Source organism: Halomonas llamarensis (assembly GCF_023555005.1).
In the GTDB taxonomy this organism is placed as follows: Bacteria; Pseudomonadota; Gammaproteobacteria; order Pseudomonadales; family Halomonadaceae; genus Vreelandella; species Vreelandella llamarensis.
Map to the genome: position 1 here is coordinate 1 of NZ_JAMJPJ010000012.1, position 16707 is coordinate 16707.

Annotated in this window: 16 protein-coding genes and 1 pseudogene; 9 read left to right on the forward strand and 8 right to left on the reverse strand. The window is 54.4% G+C overall.

The annotated features are described in order from the left end of the window. A pseudogene (locus tag M8006_RS08920) lies at window positions 1-109 on the forward strand (IS5/IS1182 family transposase); the annotation flags it as partial. Between the two features lie 175 nt (window positions 110-284). Then, entirely contained in the window at window positions 285-1934 is a 1650-nt protein-coding gene (locus tag M8006_RS08925) for a methyl-accepting chemotaxis protein (RefSeq protein ID WP_250081341.1), read from the forward strand. On the opposite strand, the gene rarD is transcribed toward M8006_RS08925, so the two are convergent. Continuing rightward, window positions 1917-2834, reverse strand: coding sequence for an EamA family transporter RarD (gene rarD, locus M8006_RS08930; RefSeq protein ID WP_250081343.1), 918 nt, complete (start codon window positions 2832-2834; stop codon window positions 1917-1919). The two genes, M8006_RS08925 and rarD, sit on opposite strands and share 18 nt — an antisense overlap. 119 nt (window positions 2835-2953) lie before the next feature. Between rarD and M8006_RS08935 the strand changes: the two genes are divergently transcribed. Together M8006_RS08935 and M8006_RS08940 are read left to right on the forward strand one after the other, a co-directional pair. Beyond that, the gene (locus M8006_RS08935; RefSeq protein ID WP_250081345.1) at window positions 2954-3769 is read left to right on the forward strand and encodes an amidohydrolase; all 816 of its coding nucleotides are present in this window, start codon (window positions 2954-2956) and stop codon (window positions 3767-3769) included. Further along, a complete protein-coding gene (locus M8006_RS08940) occupies window positions 3769-4473 on the forward strand; it encodes a pseudouridine synthase (RefSeq protein WP_250081510.1) in 705 nt (234 codons plus the stop codon). The genes M8006_RS08935 and M8006_RS08940 overlap by 1 nt, the downstream gene beginning before the upstream one ends. Before the next feature lie 16 nt (window positions 4474-4489). Here the strand turns inward: M8006_RS08940 and M8006_RS08945 are convergent, their stop codons facing one another. From M8006_RS08945 to gloB, 6 genes are all read right to left on the reverse strand, one after another. Then, window positions 4490-6070, reverse strand: a complete 1581-nt coding sequence (locus tag M8006_RS08945; RefSeq protein ID WP_250081347.1) for an ABC transporter ATP-binding protein — start codon at window positions 6068-6070, stop codon at window positions 4490-4492. Then, window positions 6063-7124, reverse strand: a complete 1062-nt coding sequence (locus tag M8006_RS08950; protein WP_430886817.1) for an ABC transporter permease — start codon at window positions 7122-7124, stop codon at window positions 6063-6065. The genes M8006_RS08945 and M8006_RS08950 overlap by 8 nt, the downstream gene beginning before the upstream one ends. Before the next feature lie 2 nt (window positions 7125-7126). Beyond that, complete coding sequence (locus M8006_RS08955) at window positions 7127-8200, reverse strand: microcin C ABC transporter permease YejB (protein WP_250081352.1); 1074 nt, start codon at window positions 8198-8200, stop codon at window positions 7127-7129. A gap of 22 nt (window positions 8201-8222) precedes the next feature. After that, on the reverse strand, window positions 8223-10016 hold the full coding sequence (locus M8006_RS08960) for an extracellular solute-binding protein (protein WP_250081512.1): 1794 nt from the start codon (window positions 10014-10016) through the stop codon (window positions 8223-8225). A 213-nt stretch (window positions 10017-10229) separates the two neighbouring features. Further along, window positions 10230-11423 carry a transglycosylase SLT domain-containing protein gene (locus M8006_RS08965; RefSeq protein ID WP_250081354.1) on the reverse strand — a complete coding sequence of 398 codons (1194 nt, stop codon included), beginning with the start codon at window positions 11421-11423 and terminating at the stop codon, window positions 10230-10232. Window positions 11424-11450: 27 nt separating this feature from the next. Further along, entirely contained in the window at window positions 11451-12218 is a 768-nt protein-coding gene (gloB, locus tag M8006_RS08970) for a hydroxyacylglutathione hydrolase (protein WP_250081356.1), read from the reverse strand. A gap of 68 nt (window positions 12219-12286) precedes the next feature. Here gloB and M8006_RS08975 point away from each other — a divergent pair, with 68 nt between their 5' ends. The 4 genes from M8006_RS08975 to nudC are packed head-to-tail and all read left to right on the forward strand — an operon-like array spanning window position 12287 to window position 15135. Continuing rightward, window positions 12287-13156, forward strand: coding sequence for a methyltransferase domain-containing protein (locus tag M8006_RS08975; protein WP_250081358.1), 870 nt, complete (start codon window positions 12287-12289; stop codon window positions 13154-13156). Next, a complete protein-coding gene (gene rnhA / locus M8006_RS08980; RefSeq protein ID WP_250081360.1) occupies window positions 13153-13623 on the forward strand; it encodes a ribonuclease HI in 471 nt (156 codons plus the stop codon). The genes M8006_RS08975 and rnhA overlap by 4 nt, the downstream gene beginning before the upstream one ends. Then, on the forward strand, window positions 13623-14351 hold the full coding sequence (dnaQ, locus tag M8006_RS08985; protein WP_250081362.1) for a DNA polymerase III subunit epsilon: 729 nt from the start codon (window positions 13623-13625) through the stop codon (window positions 14349-14351). Before rnhA ends, dnaQ begins: the two co-directional genes overlap by 1 nt. Continuing rightward, entirely contained in the window at window positions 14344-15135 is a 792-nt protein-coding gene (nudC, locus tag M8006_RS08990) for an NAD(+) diphosphatase (protein WP_250081364.1), read from the forward strand. Before dnaQ ends, nudC begins: the two co-directional genes overlap by 8 nt. A gap of 76 nt (window positions 15136-15211) precedes the next feature. On the opposite strand, the gene M8006_RS08995 is transcribed toward nudC, so the two are convergent. Continuing rightward, complete coding sequence (locus M8006_RS08995) at window positions 15212-15523, reverse strand: SCP2 sterol-binding domain-containing protein (protein ID WP_250081366.1); 312 nt, start codon at window positions 15521-15523, stop codon at window positions 15212-15214. 128 nt (window positions 15524-15651) lie between these two features. Here M8006_RS08995 and sohB point away from each other — a divergent pair, with 128 nt between their 5' ends. Further along, on the forward strand, window positions 15652-16695 hold the full coding sequence (sohB, locus tag M8006_RS09000) for a protease SohB (protein WP_250081368.1): 1044 nt from the start codon (window positions 15652-15654) through the stop codon (window positions 16693-16695). Window positions 16696-16707 lie beyond the last annotated feature (12 nt).

Sequence of the window (16707 nt, forward strand, 5' to 3'; positions counted from 1 at the left end):
TGCCCGTTTAAAATCGTATCGCGCCATAGCGACGCGCTACGATAAACTGAAGCGAAACTACGAAAGCATGGTGGCTTTGGCGTGCGGTTTTTTATGGCTCCCAATGTGAAACGTCAACAGGCCCTAATATATAGGGGATACTTCCCCGAAAGTGCTACTTCCTTCCCTACAACAACGCGTTAAGCTCAGTACCGGATGCCCTGGCATCCGGTACTCTGGCATGAGCGTTGGCCACAACGCATTGCGATGAAACGATTTCAATAACAAAAAGGTAAAGAGACGCTATGCGATTACTTTCTATTCTAGCAGCACTGGGATGCTTTTTACTGGCGATCGGTGCGCAAGTGCTAGGGGGGATTTGGGGTTATGCCGGGCTGGTATTGGCCGCTGTCGGTGGCGCAGCTTGGGTGTTTAGCGGTGACTTGGCGGTATATTACGCTGGGCGAGAAGGCCTTGCCGGGCATCGTTCCTGGCTGTGGCCCGTGCACGACTACCGTTCGCTACGCAACATGGCCTACCGCCTCATGCAGCGTGCGAGCAGTACGGCGATTGCTTCGGCTGAAGTATCCCACTACGCGGATTTAATGGACCAACGTCTCGATAAGCAAGAAGCCATGGCGCGCGATGCTTCTGCCAGTATGAGCGCGATCAATGCCGCTATCGTCCAGGTCTCTACTAGCGCCAATCAGGTAGCGACGCTTTCTGACAGTGCTCGAGATGCCAGTCATCACAACCGCAGCGAGCTTGATGAAGTCATTAACGAGATGATGCAGATCGCTGAGCGTTCGGAGCAGGCGCTCGATGCGCTTAATGCGCTTAACGATAAAATCGAGCGAGTACGCGACGTCACGTCGATGATCGAGGGCATCGCTGAACAAACACATCTGTTATCGCTAAATGCCTCTATTGAAGCCGCGCGGGCGGGCGAGCATGGACGTGGTTTTGCGGTGGTCGCGGGTGAGGTGCGCAACTTGGCACTTAAGACTTCCAACGCGACACAAAATGTTGATGAACTGGTGAAAGATATGCACCAGAGTGGTCAGAGCGTGGTCGGTACCATGGGGCACCTGATGACGCGTATTAGCGAGCGCTCCGAGGGCATCCGTGGCGTGGGTAACAGCCTGGTCAATATCACTGGGGATTTCGACCAAGTACACAGCGAAATCATCAGTGTCGCGGAAGCCATGGAAAATACCCGGCAACATAGTCAGACAGTCGCGGATAATCTGCGCCAGCTAGAGACGGATGTTGATGAAGGCAACCGCAATATGCACGATTTGGCTGAGCAGGCCCGCGCGCTAATGGATGCTGCCGAAAGCGTGGATGGCGAGCTAGCACAGCAGCGGCTAAATGGACGTCACCAAGACGTATTCCACGCCGCACGTGAAAGGGCAGATCAATTGGGCAAGCTGTTTGAGCAGGCGCTAAAACGTGGCGAACTTTCACAATCGGGTCTATTCGAGCCGCGCTATGAGAAAATTCCAGGGACAAACCCGCCGATGTATAAAACCACCTTTGACGACTTTACTGATCGCAACTTGCCGGCGCTTCAGGAGCCGATGCTGAAATCACAAGGGCTAAGCTATGCAATCGCCTGCGATCGTAACGGCTATGTACCCACGCATAACGAGGCAACTAGCCGTCAGCCGACTGGGGAATACGCGCATGATCTAAAATTTTGCCGCAGCAAGCGCATTTTTGATGACCCTACCGGTAGACGCTGTGGAGCGCATGAAAAAGCGCTACTACTGCAAACCTACAAGCGTGATACCGGTGAAATTATGCACGATCTCTCCGTGCCGGTTTATGTGAACGGTAAGCACTGGGGCGGCTTTCGCGTGGGCTATCAGCCGGAACGCGAAAACCTTGAGGCCGCTATCGGCGATGATGACCAAGGTGACGGCAAGGCCAAGGCGTTACCGAGCGGCCGCTAGGCGCTTATGTGATTGGTGCCAAGCCGAGTAGGAGTACAAGGCAAGGCCGATCCAAATAAGTAAAAAGCTCATCAGCTGTACGGTGGACAGTGGCTCATGGAAGACACTTAACGCGATAAAAAACTGGATGCTCGGGTTTATGTACATTAAAAAACCGAGTGTTGCCAAGCGTAGCCGTCGGGCGGCGCCCGCGAACGCCATCAGCGGTAGGGCAGTAATCACGCCGCTGGCGATCAATAGTGCCGTAGTGGTGGGCTCGATGGCAAAGTGTGAAATCCCCGTTAAGCTCAGCCAGCTAAAGGCTAAAAGCCCCAACGGAAGCAGCAGTAGCGTTTCGACAAAAAGCCCCGAAAGCCCATCAAGAGGCACCTGTTTGCGAAAAAGCCCGTAGGTGCCGAACGAAAAAGCCAAAATCAAGCTCAGCCATGGCATTTCGCCAAGCAGGGCAAATTGAATCCCAATGGCGAGTGTTGCAAGCCCTAAGGCGATCAGCTGTAAACGCGCCATGACTTCTCGCAATACCAATATGCCCAGCGCGACGTTAACCAGCGGTGTTAAAAAATAGCCCAAACTTGCCTGGAGCACCTGCTGTGTTTCCACCGCGTAGATATAGACGCCCCAGTTCAAGCCAATCAGCAGTGCACAAGCGAGGACGCGCCCAAGGCGCTTAGGCTCGCTAAGCGCGGCGACCACTGGTGGCCAGCGTCTCAACAGGCTGATTAAGCCGATCAAGAAAAGGCACGACCACAAAACACGGTGAATCAAGATCTCAAACGCCGGCACACCTTGGAATAGCGCGAAAAAAAGCGGGAAGCAGCCCCACATCAGGTAGGCGGTTACGCCAAAACCTACGCCTTTAACAGCTTCTGGGTCGCGTACTGGAGTAGGTAAAGACGACATGACAACCTCGTTGGCAACAAGCGTGGGTAAAAACGGCGTGAAAAAAGTGCGTGAAAAAATGCTAATCTAGCATACTAACGAAACAAGATGAGCCATGGCGACAATAAAGGAGATGACCTATGCGTCAGCTAACCACCAGCTTGGTGCAGTGCGATCTCCGCTGGGAAGACCCTGCGGCCAACCACCGCCACTTAGAAACGTTGCTCGACGATTACGATGGGCGAGATACCGATGTAATTGTCCTGCCGGAAATGTTTTCCACTGGCTTTACCATGAATTCACGCGAGCAAGCCCAGCCAATGGCTGAGAGCCAAACCGTGGCATGGCTCCAAGCGCAAGCCCAAGCGCGTGGCTGTGTGATGACCGGAAGCGTTGCGATCCAAGATGGCGGCGACTATTTCAATCGCCTGATCTGGGCCACACCCGACGGTGAGTTAACCACCTATGACAAACGCCATCTGTTTCGTATGGCGGGCGAGCACGAGCGCTACGATATGGGGGAAACGCGCAAGGTGGTGAGCTGTAAAGGTGTCAGAATTCTGCTTAGCGTCTGCTATGACCTGCGTTTTCCCGTATGGCAACGCCAGCAGCCCAATGAGGGGGATCATTTTGAGTACGATGCGCTTTTATGTGTCGCCAACTGGCCGGCGCCACGTCGCCACCCTTGGCGCACGCTACTGCAGGCGCGGGCGATTGAAAACTTAAGCTATGTTATTGGGGTTAACCGGGTAGGCGAAGATGCCAAAGGAATCGCATTTAGCGGCGACTCGATGCTGGTGGATTTTAAAGGCGAGCCGCTCATTGACCGTCCTGCTTATGAAGGGTTTATCGAAACCGGGACGCTGGACCTTGATGCGTTGGACGCTTTTCGCGAGAAGTTTCCCGCTTGGCAAGATGCCGACCGGTTTCAGCTATTGCCAGGAGTTGGCCAATGATGCGTCTTGATCGTTTTTTAAGTGAAACCACACCATTAACGCGCAGCTTGGCCAAGCGCGCGCTCAAAAACGGTGAGGTTGAGCTTAACGGCGAGCCTATCAAGCAAGCTGCCACGCAAATGGATCCGGAAAGCGATACGGTGAGGTGGCAAGGTGAGCCTTTAGCGCTTGTGGGGCTGCGTTACGTGATGCTGAACAAGCCGCTTGAGGTGGAATGTAGCGCCCGGCGCGGCTTTTACCCCCGCGTGGTGGATTTGATCGACCTGCCCAAAGCCGAACGCTTAAAACCCGTTGGGCGCTTAGATGTGGATACCACCGGCCTTTTGCTTTTAACCGATGATGGTCAGTGGGCGCATCGTATTACCTCGCCAAAGCACCGCAGCGCTAAGGTTTACCGCGCGACGCTAGCTTCACCCTTGGAAGGGGTAGCGGCACAAAGCGCGGTAGAGCAAGTAGCAGAGGGATTACTGTTAGATGGTGAGGAAGAGCCAACTAAGCCCGCAACGCTAACGCTGCTAAGCCCAACACAAGCGGAGTTGACCATCACCGAAGGACGCTATCATCAGGTGAAGCGCATGTTCGGGGCCTTGGGCAACCGAGTGGAATCGCTGCATCGCGCTTCAATAGGCGAGCTTGTGCTTGATGCGAATCTTCCACCCGGCGAATGGCGCGAATTGACTGCCGACGAAATCGCGCTGTTTTAATTGAGTTTTTACCCGCCTACACCAGCTTTGCGGCACTCACTAGCCGCTTGGTGTAGGCATGCTGGGGGGCGTTGAGCACCTCTTCGCAGGTGCCGGCCTCCAGGACTTCTCCCTCTTTCAGCACCATGATGCGGTGCGCCATGGCGCGAACAACGGCAAGGTCATGGCTAATAAACAGATAGCTAAGCTGCCGTTTTGACTGTAAATCGCGCAGCAGTGTGACCATTTGTTTCTGTACGGTCCGATCCAGCGCTGAGGTAGGCTCATCGAGCACGAGAAGCTCAGGCTCCAGAATGATGGCCCGAGCAATGGCGATGCGCTGGCGCTGACCGCCGGAAAACTCATGCGGGTAGCGCGCGGCGACACTCTCAGGTAGACCCACTTCCGTCAGCGTACGATGAACGTGCTTGGTTACCTCGGCAATAGAAAGCGCAGGAAAATGAAACCGTAGCCCCTCGCTAATAATATCGAACACCGGCATACGCGGTGAGAGCGCACCGTAAGGGTCTTGAAACACCATTTGAAAGCGATGGCGCTCTTTTCTTAGCGCTTTGCCTGAAAGCGCATTCAGGGTGTCATCCCCCAGCGTGATCTCGCCGCGGCTTTCTACCATACGCATGACCGCAGAGGCCAGGGTGGTCTTCCCTGAACCGGATTCCCCAACAATACCCAAGGTTTCGCCAGGTGCGACGTATAAGTCCATGGGTTGTACCGCCTCAAACGGAGGGGGTGCGCGGCGGAAAAGACCGGCTTTGGGTCGCGCAAAGCTGACGCTGAGTTGTTTCGCGGTGAGCCGTGGCGATACTCGCCCCACCGGCGACGGGCGCCCTTCGGGTTCGGCTGAGATCAGTGCCTTTGTGTAGTCGCTTTTAGGCGCTTTAAACACCTGCCCGACGGTGCCGCTCTCTTGCACCTGACCCTGGTACAGCACACACACACGGTCAGCATGAGCGCGCACCAGATTGAGGTCGTGGGTAATAAACAGCATTCCCATGCCGTGGTGGTCGCGCAGCTCGCGCAACAAGGCAAGGATTTCTTGCTGTACGGTGACATCCAGCGCGGTGGTAGGTTCGTCGGCAATCAGCAGCTTGGGATGGTTGGCAATCGCCATGGCAATCATGACCCGCTGGCGTTGCCCGCCAGAGAGCTGGTGGGGCCAGACATCCAAGAGCTCTTCCGCGCGGGGGAGTTTGACCTGCTCAAGCAGCGTTTTGGCATGCTTTCGTACATCGCGGCCGCTTAAGCCCTGATGCAGTTTGATCGTTTCGCCGATCTGTTTGCCGATGCGATGAAGCGGGTTGAGCGACGTCATCGGTTCCTGAAAAATAAACCCCACTTGGTGGCCGCGAATGGCATTCCACTGTGGTCGTTTCAGTGCTTCAAGGTTGGTGCCTAAGAGAAAACGCTCCCCGCTAACGCGTGAGTTCTCGGGGAGCAGGTTCATCACGCCCAGCGCGGAAACGGATTTTCCAGAACCGGATTCTCCCACCAGCGCTAGCGTTTCTCCAGCGTTGACGTCAAAGCTTAAGCCATCCACCACCGGGGTGCCGTCAAAATCGACGCTAAGGTGTTTAACCGATAGCAATGCTTCAGCCATGAGGAGCCTCCTGTGATGCAGTCGCTTGCGCCGGCTGCTGCTTGACATGGCGCGGGTCGAACGCATCGCGAAGCCCTTCACCGATAAACACCAGTAGCGACAGCATGATCGCAAGCGTCATAAACGCCGTGATGCCAAGCCAAGGCGCATGCAAATTATTCTTGCCTTGTGCGGCCAATTCCCCTAGCGATGGCGAGCCGGGCGGTAGCCCAAAGCCGAGAAAATCCAGTGCCGTTAAGGTGCCGATGGCGCCGGTGAAAATAAAGGGGATAAACGTGAGCGTGGCGACCATGGCGTTGGGGAGTACATGGCGCCACATGATCAGCCTTGATGGTAGCCCCATGGCCTTGGCCGCGCGAACATACTCCAAGTTGCGTGCCCGCAGAAATTCTGCGCGCACGATATCGACAAGCCCCAGCCATGAGAACAGCAGCATAATGCCCAATAGCCACCAAAACCCCGGTTGCACGAAGCTTGCCAGAATAATGAGCAAAAATAGCACCGGCAGCCCCGACCAGATTTCGGTCACGCGTTGGCCGATTAAATCGACCTTACCGCCGAAGTAGCCTTGAATACCGCCGAACAGCACGCCTATCACTAGTGAACCAGCGGTTAGGACCAGCGCAAACGCAACCGAAAGTCGAAAGCCGTAGATAACCCGAGCAAGCACATCGCGGCCTTGGTCGTCGGTGCCTAGCCAGTGGCGGCTATCCGGCGGCGCAGGGGAGGGGCGCGTCATGTGCATATCCAGCGTCTGGTATGAGAAGGGTATTATCGGCCACAGCGCCCAACCGTGATCGCGAATCTGTTCTTGTATGAACGGGTCAAGGTAATCGGTCCGCGTGGGGAAAAAGCCGTCAAACTCGGTTTCCGGGTAGTCGATTAAAAGCGGCACGTACCAACTGCCGTCATACTGCATGACGATGGGCTTGTCGTTAGCGATCAGTTCGGCAAACAGGCTTAGCACGAAAAGCACGCCAAACAGCCATAGCGATACATAGGCACGTCGGTTGGCGCGAAAAGCGGCGAGGCGGCGACGGGTAATCGGCGACACGGTCATGACTCCCGGGTGGCAAAATCGATGCGCGGGTCAACCCACACATAGGTCAAATCGGACACGAGCTTCAGCAACAAACCCATCAGTGTGTAAAGATAAAGCGTGCCAAAAATGACCGGGTAATCGCGCTGCATTACCGCCTCGAAACCGAGGAGCCCTAAACCATCGAGCGAGAAGATGACCTCGATCAGTAGGGCGCCGGTAAAGAAGATCCCCACCAGTGCCGCAGGTAGCCCGGCGATAATGATCAGCATCGCATTGCGAAACACATGGCCATAGAGAATCCGCTGTTCGTCGGCGCCTTTGGCCCGCGCGGTGAGCACATACTGTTTGTGAATTTCGTCTAAAAAGCTGTTCTTGGTCAGCATGGTCAGTGTGGCGAAGCTGCCGATTGAGGCGGCAATGACGGGCAACGTGATATGCCAAAAGTAGTCTTTGGTTTTGCCCCAGGTCGAGAGTTGATCAAAACCCGGTGAGGTGAGCCCGCGTAAGGGGAACCAGTCGAGATAGGTGCCGCCAGCAAACAGTACAATGAGTAAAACCGCGAAGAGAAAGCCGGGAATGGCGTAGCCAACAATCACCAGGCCTGAGGTCCAAACGTCAAATTTTGATCCGTGTTTGAGGGCCTTGCGAATCCCCAGTGGGATCGAGATTAAATACACCAGCAGCGTGGTCCATAGCCCTAGCGAGATAGAGACCGGTAGACGTTCCAGCATTAACTCGATAACCGGTCGGTCACGAAAGAAGCTGGTACCAAAATCGAAGGTAAGATAATCCCCCATCATGCCGAGGAAACGCTCATGCGCAGGCTCGTTGAAGCCAAACTGCTGCTCTAACTGCTCAATAAAGCGCGGGTCGACACCTCGGGCACCGCGAGAATCATCGCTAACTTGCACGTCACCGCCGCCCATATCAAGGCGCGTGCTGGCCATGGCGTCCGCACCCTCAAAACGCGCCAGCATCTGGTCAATGGGCCCGCCGGGAGCGGCCTGCACAATGATAAAGTTGAGCAGCATGATCCCCACCAGCGTCGGAATCATGAATAGTAGTCGGCGTAAGGTATAATGCGCCACGGCGGGGCTCCTTCAGCAAATGTCAGCGACCGCTGCGGCGGCTCTTGAGCTGGGCTTCGCGCTCAGTATCGACCCACCACGCGTCGAAATCCATGGCGTATTTAGGAAACGGCTTGGGATACCTGAATTTATCCCACACAGCAATGCGTGTTTCCCCAGAGTGGTAGTGGGGAATGACGTAAAACCCCCAGCGCAGCACGCGGTCAAGCGCATGGGTGACGGTGTGGAGTTCATTTCGGCTGCTGGCGCGAATTAATTGCTCAACCAGTTGGTCAACCGCTGGGTGTGACAATCCCATCAGGTTACGGCTTTGCGGCTGCTGCGCTGCGGCACTGGTCCAAAAGTCACGCTGTTCATTACCTGGGTTATTCGACTGGGGAAATTGGCTAATGACCATGTCGTAGTCAAAGCTACGTAGCCGATTAAGATACTGGTTGATATCGACGATACGTAACGAGGTTTGCACGCCCAGGCGGGCCATATTGCGCAGCATCGGTTGGACAACGCGTTCGAGTCCTGAATCGTAAAGCAGTACCTCAAGCGTCAGCGGCTTGCCGCTTTCTTGGTGGACCAAACGCTGGCCCTCTACGTGATAGCCCGCCTCGCGCAAAAGGGTAAGCGCGCGATGCAGTCGCTCGCGTCGGTCTTCAGGTTGATCAATGGGTAGCGGCTGAGTGAAAAGCCTATCGGAGCGGTGCGAGTCAATGAGTTCATCGCGAAATGGCTCAAGTAGCGCAAGCGCTTCTTTGCTGGGTTTCCCTGTGGCCTGCATCTCGGAATTTTGGAAAAAGCTCTCAGTACGCTGATAGGCGTCGTAGAAAATATTGGTATTCAACCAGGGAAAGTCGAAAGTCAAGCTCAGCGCTTCGCGCACCCTGGGGTCTTGGAATTTCGGCTTGCGTAGGTTAAAAACAAACGCCTGCATACGCGAGGGGGTTACATCGGGAATGGTAATGCGTTTGATCAATCCCTCGTGATACGCGGGAAAATCGTAGCCGATAGCCCATGTGGCGGCGCGGGCATCGGTGCGAAAATCGGTTAAACCCGCTTTAAAGGCCTGCCAAGCAATATCACGGTCGCGATAGTAGTCGTAGGCCAAACGGTCAATGTTATAGCGCCCAACATTGACCGGTAGATCTTTCCCCCAATAGTTATCATCGCGTTTAAAGATGATACGCCGCCCAGGGTCGACGGTGTCGATTTGATAAGGGCCAGAGCCAGGGTGTTTGGCCAGCGTTGGCGCAGTGAAATCGTGTGATTCCCAGTAATGGCGGGGCAAAATCGGCATCTGCGCGACAATCAAGGGCAGTTCACGCGAGTCGGTATCGTTAAGATTAAAGCGCACGCGATGATCTTCAAGTGCGACGGCGTCGTCTACCCCCGCGTAATAATTGCGGTAGAAAGGGTTGCCTTCTTCGCGTAGCACATCAAGGGTAAAGACGACGTCGTCGGCGGTAATGGGTTCACCATCGTGAAAGCGGGCCTCAGGGCGAAGGTCAAACTCGATCCACTCGCGCTCGGGGTCTAGCCGAACGCCGCTAGCCAGCAATCCATAAAGGCTAAAAGGCTCGTTGGGGTTGCTGGCCATCAGCGTATCGTAAATCTGTGAAATACCGCTTGCAGGCGTACCGCGAATGATAAATGGGTTGGTGGAGTCGAAGCTACCGCCGACGGCAGTGCGGGTCATGCTCCCCCCTTTGGGCGCATCAGGGTTGACATGGGGGAAGTGAGGGAAGTTTTCGGGCAGTGCTGGTGTGTCGTATAGGGCTAACGCGTAGCGGGTCTCCACGCTGTTCTCACTTTTACGCTCAGGCATTTCGGCCTGCGTGGGGGCGGCAACTTGTGGTTTAGCTAGGGCAGTCAACGCTGAAAAAAAGCAAATCAGCACCGCTAAGCACTGCCACCAACGGCGTTGGTCAAGGGAGCCGGTTAACGACGCGCTACCAATCTGCTTCATGGTCTTTCCCCGGTTGCTTTTTGCGGGCACGTTTAGCCGCTTGGTGGCGGTTAAGTCCTAAGAGTAATAAAGCTAGGAGTCAGAAAGTGTCAGGAGCTGACCTGGTTGTAGCGTATCAGGGCGCTCAATGGCATTTAACCGCATAATGTGTTGCTGGGTAAGGTTATGTCGAGCCGCAATAGTGGAGAGGTTGTCGCCACGCTCAACGCGGTAAGTATCCGGAGCGGACGTGGCGACTTGTGCGCTTTGAGGTTCACCCTGGGAAAGCCTGGCTATCATCTCGTGGCTGGTTTCATCCGGCACTAACAACGTTTGCGCGCTGCGGGGGTCGATGGCGCCATTAAGTAGCCCAGGGTTAAGCTTGGTGAGAGCGGATTGCTCCACATCCAAAAGCCTTGACGCTTCGCGCAAGGTGAGCGCATGCGATAATTGGACCTTGGCAAAGGTGGGTTCCGCCTCAATTTCGGGAAGGCTTACGTTATAACGCTCGGGGTTGGCAACAATGGCGGCAATCGCGTGCAGTTTAGGCACGTATTGCATGGTTTCGTTAGGCAGCTGCAAGTTCCAGTAGTGGCCGCTTTTGCCTTGGCTTTGGGCGTTGCGTACCGCGCGGTTTACCGTGCCAGCGCCGGCGTTATAAGCCGCTAGCGAAAGGGGAAGGTCGCCTTCGTACCACTGGTCGGCCTGCATCTCGATATAATCAAGCGCAGCTTGGGTCGATGTAATGACGTCCAAACGCCCATCGTAGTGGCCGTTACGAACCAAACCCAAGGCATCGCCGGTTCCTGGCATGAATTGCCACAAACCAGCAGCGCCTCGGTGACTGCGGGCGCTGGGGTCAAAAGAGCTCTCAATGAACGGGATGAGGGCGATTTCCCCGGGTAAGTTACGCGCTTCGACTTGCTGGGTAATAAAGGCGAGCCAAGGCGCTGCGCGCTGGGTAATGGTCGCGATGTTCTCAGGGCTTGAGCGGTAATGCGCTATCCATTGATCGACGCGTACTCGAGCTTGCGCTGAGAGTTGTTGATCTTGCCAAGCAAAGCTTTTGCGCAGTTGGCTCCATGCGTTTTGTGGCTCTAGCGCTAGTGCATCCCAAAAATGAGTCACATAGGTACTGGAAGATGTAGTGTCGGTAGTGGGCGGCTTGGTAGAGAAGTCAGAGGTAGGCGCTGACGCCTGGGTTTGAACGGAAGCGCAGAGCATCAGAGCTGTGAGAGTGCTGCTAACGCTTAATAGCAAACGTTGCCGAGTTATGCGGTTCGTCATAGGCGATGTTGGGTCTTCGATAGTTGACTAAAAACGGTTCTTCCACTCGCGAAGAGTGGTGAACGTTGCGAGATCGTCATCCGTTGGCCCTTCGTTACCGGCTGCCTGGCGCACGCTCGGCGTGCTCAAACGCAAGTAGGGGTTGATGGTCAGCTCGCGTCCTATCGTGCTGGGTAGCGTGGGGCGCTCGAGTGATCGCGCCTTGTCGCATTCCTGTAACGCGTATTTAACGTCTTCGTTTTCGGGGTCAGCTTCCCGTGCAAAGCGTAAATTTGCCTGGGTATATTCATGCCCGGCGAACACGAATGTATCTTCAGGCAACGTGGCAAAACGCTTAAGCGCTGCGTGCATTTGTTCCGGCGTGCCTTCAAACAGGCGGCCACAGCCAGCGCAAAAGAGGGCGTCACCACAAAATAGAAGCGGCGGTATCCCCGCGGTGAAAAAACTAATATGGTCTAATGTATGACCTGGTGTTGCCATCACTTCAAACAAACGTCCCATGACGCGGATTTCATCCCCTTCGCCAACGGGGTCGCTAATGCCTTTAATCGACGGATTGTCAGGGCCAATCACTCGCGGTGAATAGCGCTTAATCAATTCATCTAAACCATCCGTGTGGTCAGGATGGTGATGAGTAATCAATATCGTTTCAAGGGTGAGTGACTCGCGCTCAAGCAACTCGATGACCGGCGCCGCCTCACCAGGATCCACGATACAAACGCCATGACTGGCATCTTGTCGTAGCAACCAAATATAGTTGTCGCTTAAGGCGGGAATGGGTGTCACGCTCAGCATGCGAGGATCCTTTAGATCTAGATATTAACGACGTCAAAAAGCCGTTACTTTGGAGGTATGCGCTGTTTATGTCAAATTCCCACACGGCCGACTCATTGACGCAGCGGCTTGAACATAGCCAGCGTTTCTGGACGTCTGATGCAGGTAAAGCGTTGAGCGGCGCTCAACGTGCCTGTCTTGGCCCGGTCATTGAAGCGCGCAGTGGTGGCCACTCGTTGGAGATGACCATGGGGCCCTCCTTACTAGGCTTATCGGCGGTACCTCATGTAATTGAATGGGTGCCCACGCGCGCCCAGGCCAAAGAACCATCAAGCCTTATATGCCCGCCGAACGAGCTGGCGCTGCCTGACGCGTGTTTGGATATCAGTCTCATTCATCACTGGTTGGAACATTTTCCTGACGCCGAGCAAGCCTTACTAGAAGCCGCAAGGGTCACCGCTGATCACGGTATCTTGATTATTTTTGGCTTTAACCCGCTAAGCATTAATCATCTAGCTCGGCGGTTTTTGCCTGGACGACGCGGTGTTCCCCGCAATGATACAGAGACACATATCGCGCGCGCGCGCTGGCACTCTACATCACAGCTGACCCAGTGGTTAGAGTTTGTCGATTTTACCATCGAGCGCGTAGACTATTGCGGTTTCCACTGCCCTATTTTTTGCCCAACCAAAAAAGCCCGGTGTCGTGAGTCATGGGAAGCATGGGGGCGTCGACTTAACGTCCCCTTAGGCGAAAGCTATATGGTTCAAGCCAAGCGTAAACAACCGCAAGCCCCTACAAAACGTGTCCAGTTTGGCGTCAATCCTACGGCGGCGACGCATTCTTTGGGAGTGGCGCGTGGCTCAAGCCGCTCGGCAACTTATCGAGAACATTGTCGAGCACAACAAAGCTCGGCTCATCAAACGTCGGTAGATCACAACGAGGAATCTAAGCGTTGAGTAATGAAGAAAAACCGCCCCGGCCGCAGGTAACGGTGTATACCGATGGCGCCTGCCGAGGTAACCCCGGGCCTGGCGGGTGGGGCGTGGTGTTACAAAGCGGCGAACATGAAAAAACGCTTTATGGCTACGAAGCGCTCACCACCAATAACCGGATGGAACTGATGGCGGCTATCTCGGCGTTGCGTACGCTAAATCAGTCTTGCGATGTCGCGCTGTGGACCGACTCGCAGTATGTGCGCCAAGGAATCACCCAATGGATTCACAACTGGCTGAAACGTGGCTGGAAAACGGCTGCTAAACAACCGGTAAAAAATGCCGAACTGTGGCAAATGCTGCACGAAGAGACTCAACGTCACCATGTTGAGTGGCACTGGGTGAAAGGTCACAGCGGGCATCCTGGTAATGAGAAAGCGGACGCGCTAGCCAATACCGCGATTGACGAGCATGTTGAAAGGAGGGCCTGATGCGCCAGATCGTATTAGACACTGAAACCACCGGTATCGATCCTAAACAAGGCCACCGGTTGGTCGAGATTGGCGCGATTGAGATGGTCAATCGTCGCTTTACGGGCCGCACTTATCACCAATACATCAATCCAGAACGGCATATTGATGCTGAAGTTGTTGCCGTTCATGGGATTGATAACGAGCGCGTGGCCGACGAGCCAGTGTTTGCGCAAGTGGCCGACGCGTTTTGGGAATTTATTCAAGGCGCAGAGTTGGTGATTCATAACGCGGCGTTTGACGTCGGCTTTATCGATCACGAATTTTCCATGCTTAACCAAAAGCGTGGATCGCCTGCCTTGGGGCCGGTCGCCGAGTCTTGCCGTATTCTTGATACCTTAGAAATGGCGCGGCAAAAGCACCCTGGTCAGCGTAACAACCTGGATGCGCTGTGTAAGCGCTACGCTATTGATAACGGCCGTCGAGTGTTACACGGCGCGCTATTGGACGCCGAGATTTTGGCGGAAGTCTATCTGTCGATGACGGGCGGGCAGACGGCGCTCACATTGGATGCGGGCAGCCAGAATACCAATAAGCGCGATAGTGCCAGTCAAGGACTCTCCATTCAGCGTTTAGCGTTGGAGCCGGGGCAGCTGCGCGTGATTCGTCCGAGTGAGTCAGAACGTGAAGCCCATCGCGCTAAGTGCGATGCGCATCAACTGCACTGGCCTGAGGATGCCCATGCTTAGGCGAGAAATCCCTACTCAAGAGGATGCTGGGCGTGTTGTTGTGTTGGCAAAAAGCAAACTGGCACCCGCTTGTTTATCCGACAGCAGTGAGCTGTACACACCTTTGCAGCCTTGGCAAACCTGGGATGCGAGTATGCAGCCGCTTTGCTATTGGGATGACGAGCCAGTGGCGTTGAAAGTCGTGTCTCAGCCAGAAGACGACTGGATCGACGGTCGTCAGTGGATGGCGGAGCTACCGAGTCGTTGGTTTAGTTTGCTATCAACTGCCTTGCAGGTAGGCGCGTGGCTCGAGAATCACCGTTTTTGCGGTCGCTGCGGTTCACCCGCGACAAAACTTGAGGCCGAATTCGCGATGCACTGCCATGCGTGTGGCCATCGTAATTACCCGCGTATTTCGCCGTGTATTATCACGCTGGTGACCTATGGCGAATCGTTGTTGTTAGCGCGCAGCCCGCGCTTCCCACCAGGGCGTTACTCGACGCTGGCGGGTTTTATCGAACCTGGCGAGTCGGCAGAAGAGGCAGTACACCGAGAAGTGTTCGAAGAGGTCGGCGTGTATGTTGATCAACTGCGTTACTTCCAAAGTCAGCCCTGGCCCTTTCCGCACTCATTGATGCTGGGTTACTTTGCTGAAGCCACCACGAAGCGTATCCGCATTGATGGCGTCGAAATTGCCGATGCGGCTTGGTTTTCACCTCGACAGCTGCCCATGCTACCACCCCCTTACTCTATTTCCCGCGAGCTTATTGAGGTGCATCTGGCTAAATGGGATAAAAATCCATAAGGGGTACTTAAACATTAAAACGGCACCGGCTAGCACTAGCTCGGTGCCGTTTTGGGTGCTTGACGTGATGAGAATTTTACTCGCTTGGGAAAAGTGACGTCAGCTTGGTGGCGAGCATGACGTTTCCAGTGGCTTTAAGCTTACCGGTCATGAACGCTGTCATACCATTAACATCACCGCTCATAATGCCTTTTAGCGTGTCGGTGGTGAGGCTTAGGCTGACAGAAGGATCATCGTGCTCGCCTTCTTGAATGTCTAAGGTGCCGTCCTGAATATTCAGGTAGTAATCCTCGGCATCGGTAAAGTGAAATTGAAATATGTCGTTCATGCCTTCCGCGGCTTCAGGGTTAAACCGAGCTTTTAGTTTTTCTAACGTTGTTGATGACATAGTGTAATGCGTCCTTGGGGGTGTATGTATGGATACCGATGAGGGTATTTAAAACAAGTGTTTTAATCAAGTACGGATAATGGTGAAATCAGCAATATGAGCACAATGATAAAACAAGGAGATGGCCAGTGAGCGAGTGGATAATCGAGCAAGGAACGTTTTTGCTCCAGACTCTAGTGGTCGTGGCGTTAATCGGAATCGGCGTCATGGTGGTGATGCGAGCAAAAGAAGGGGCGGATCAGTCCCTCACGCTGCGCATTGATACGTTAAATGATCAGCGCCGTTATCGACGGCGCCGACTGAAAATGGCTGCTATTGCGCCAAGTCAGCGTAAAAAGTTGGTGAAAGTCTTTCGCCGAGATGACAAAACACGAGAAAAATCGACGTCCAAAAAAAGTGAAGATAGCGCCGAACCACGTATTTGGGTGCTGGATTTTCATGGGGATATCAGAGCCTCTGCCACTGAGCACTTTGCTGAGGAAATTTCAGCCATTATTGATGTTGCCGACGCCAGCGATGAAATCGTCGTGCGCTTAGAGTCAGGTGGCGGGCTTGTACATGCCTACGGCCTAGCCGCGGCACAGATAGACCGGTTACGAGAGGCTGGCCTGACGACAACGGTATGTATTGATAAAGTGGCGGCCAGCGGCGGTTATCTAATGGCGTGCAGTGCGACGCATATTAAAGCAGCTCCTTTTGCCGTGATCGGTTCAATTGGTGTGGTTGCCCAGGTGCCCAATATTCATCGTTTACTTAAGCGACACAATATTGATGTGGAGCTTTTAACCGCAGGGAAATATAAGCGCACGTTGACAGTGTTGGGGGAGAACACTGACGAAGGACGTGAGAAGTTTATCGATGATCTAGAAAACACACACCGGCTTTTTAAAGCGCATGTAGCTGAGCGCCGCCCAGAAATGGACATCGACAGCTTAGCGACCGGGGAAATTTGGTACGGCAGTGAAGCACTCCAATGCAAGCTCGTTGATAGTGTGCAAACCAGCGAGGCGTATCTTTTCGAGCGGATGCAAGACGCGCATGTGTTTCGCGTTGCATTAGAGCCGCCACAAACCTTAAGCCGAAAATTGGGGGTGACCGTCTCTCATGGTATTGAGCAGGCAGGCTTAAAAGCGTTGGGTGTGTTGGAGGCATCCCGCTGGTATAAGCAGTAAGTTATAAGCTAA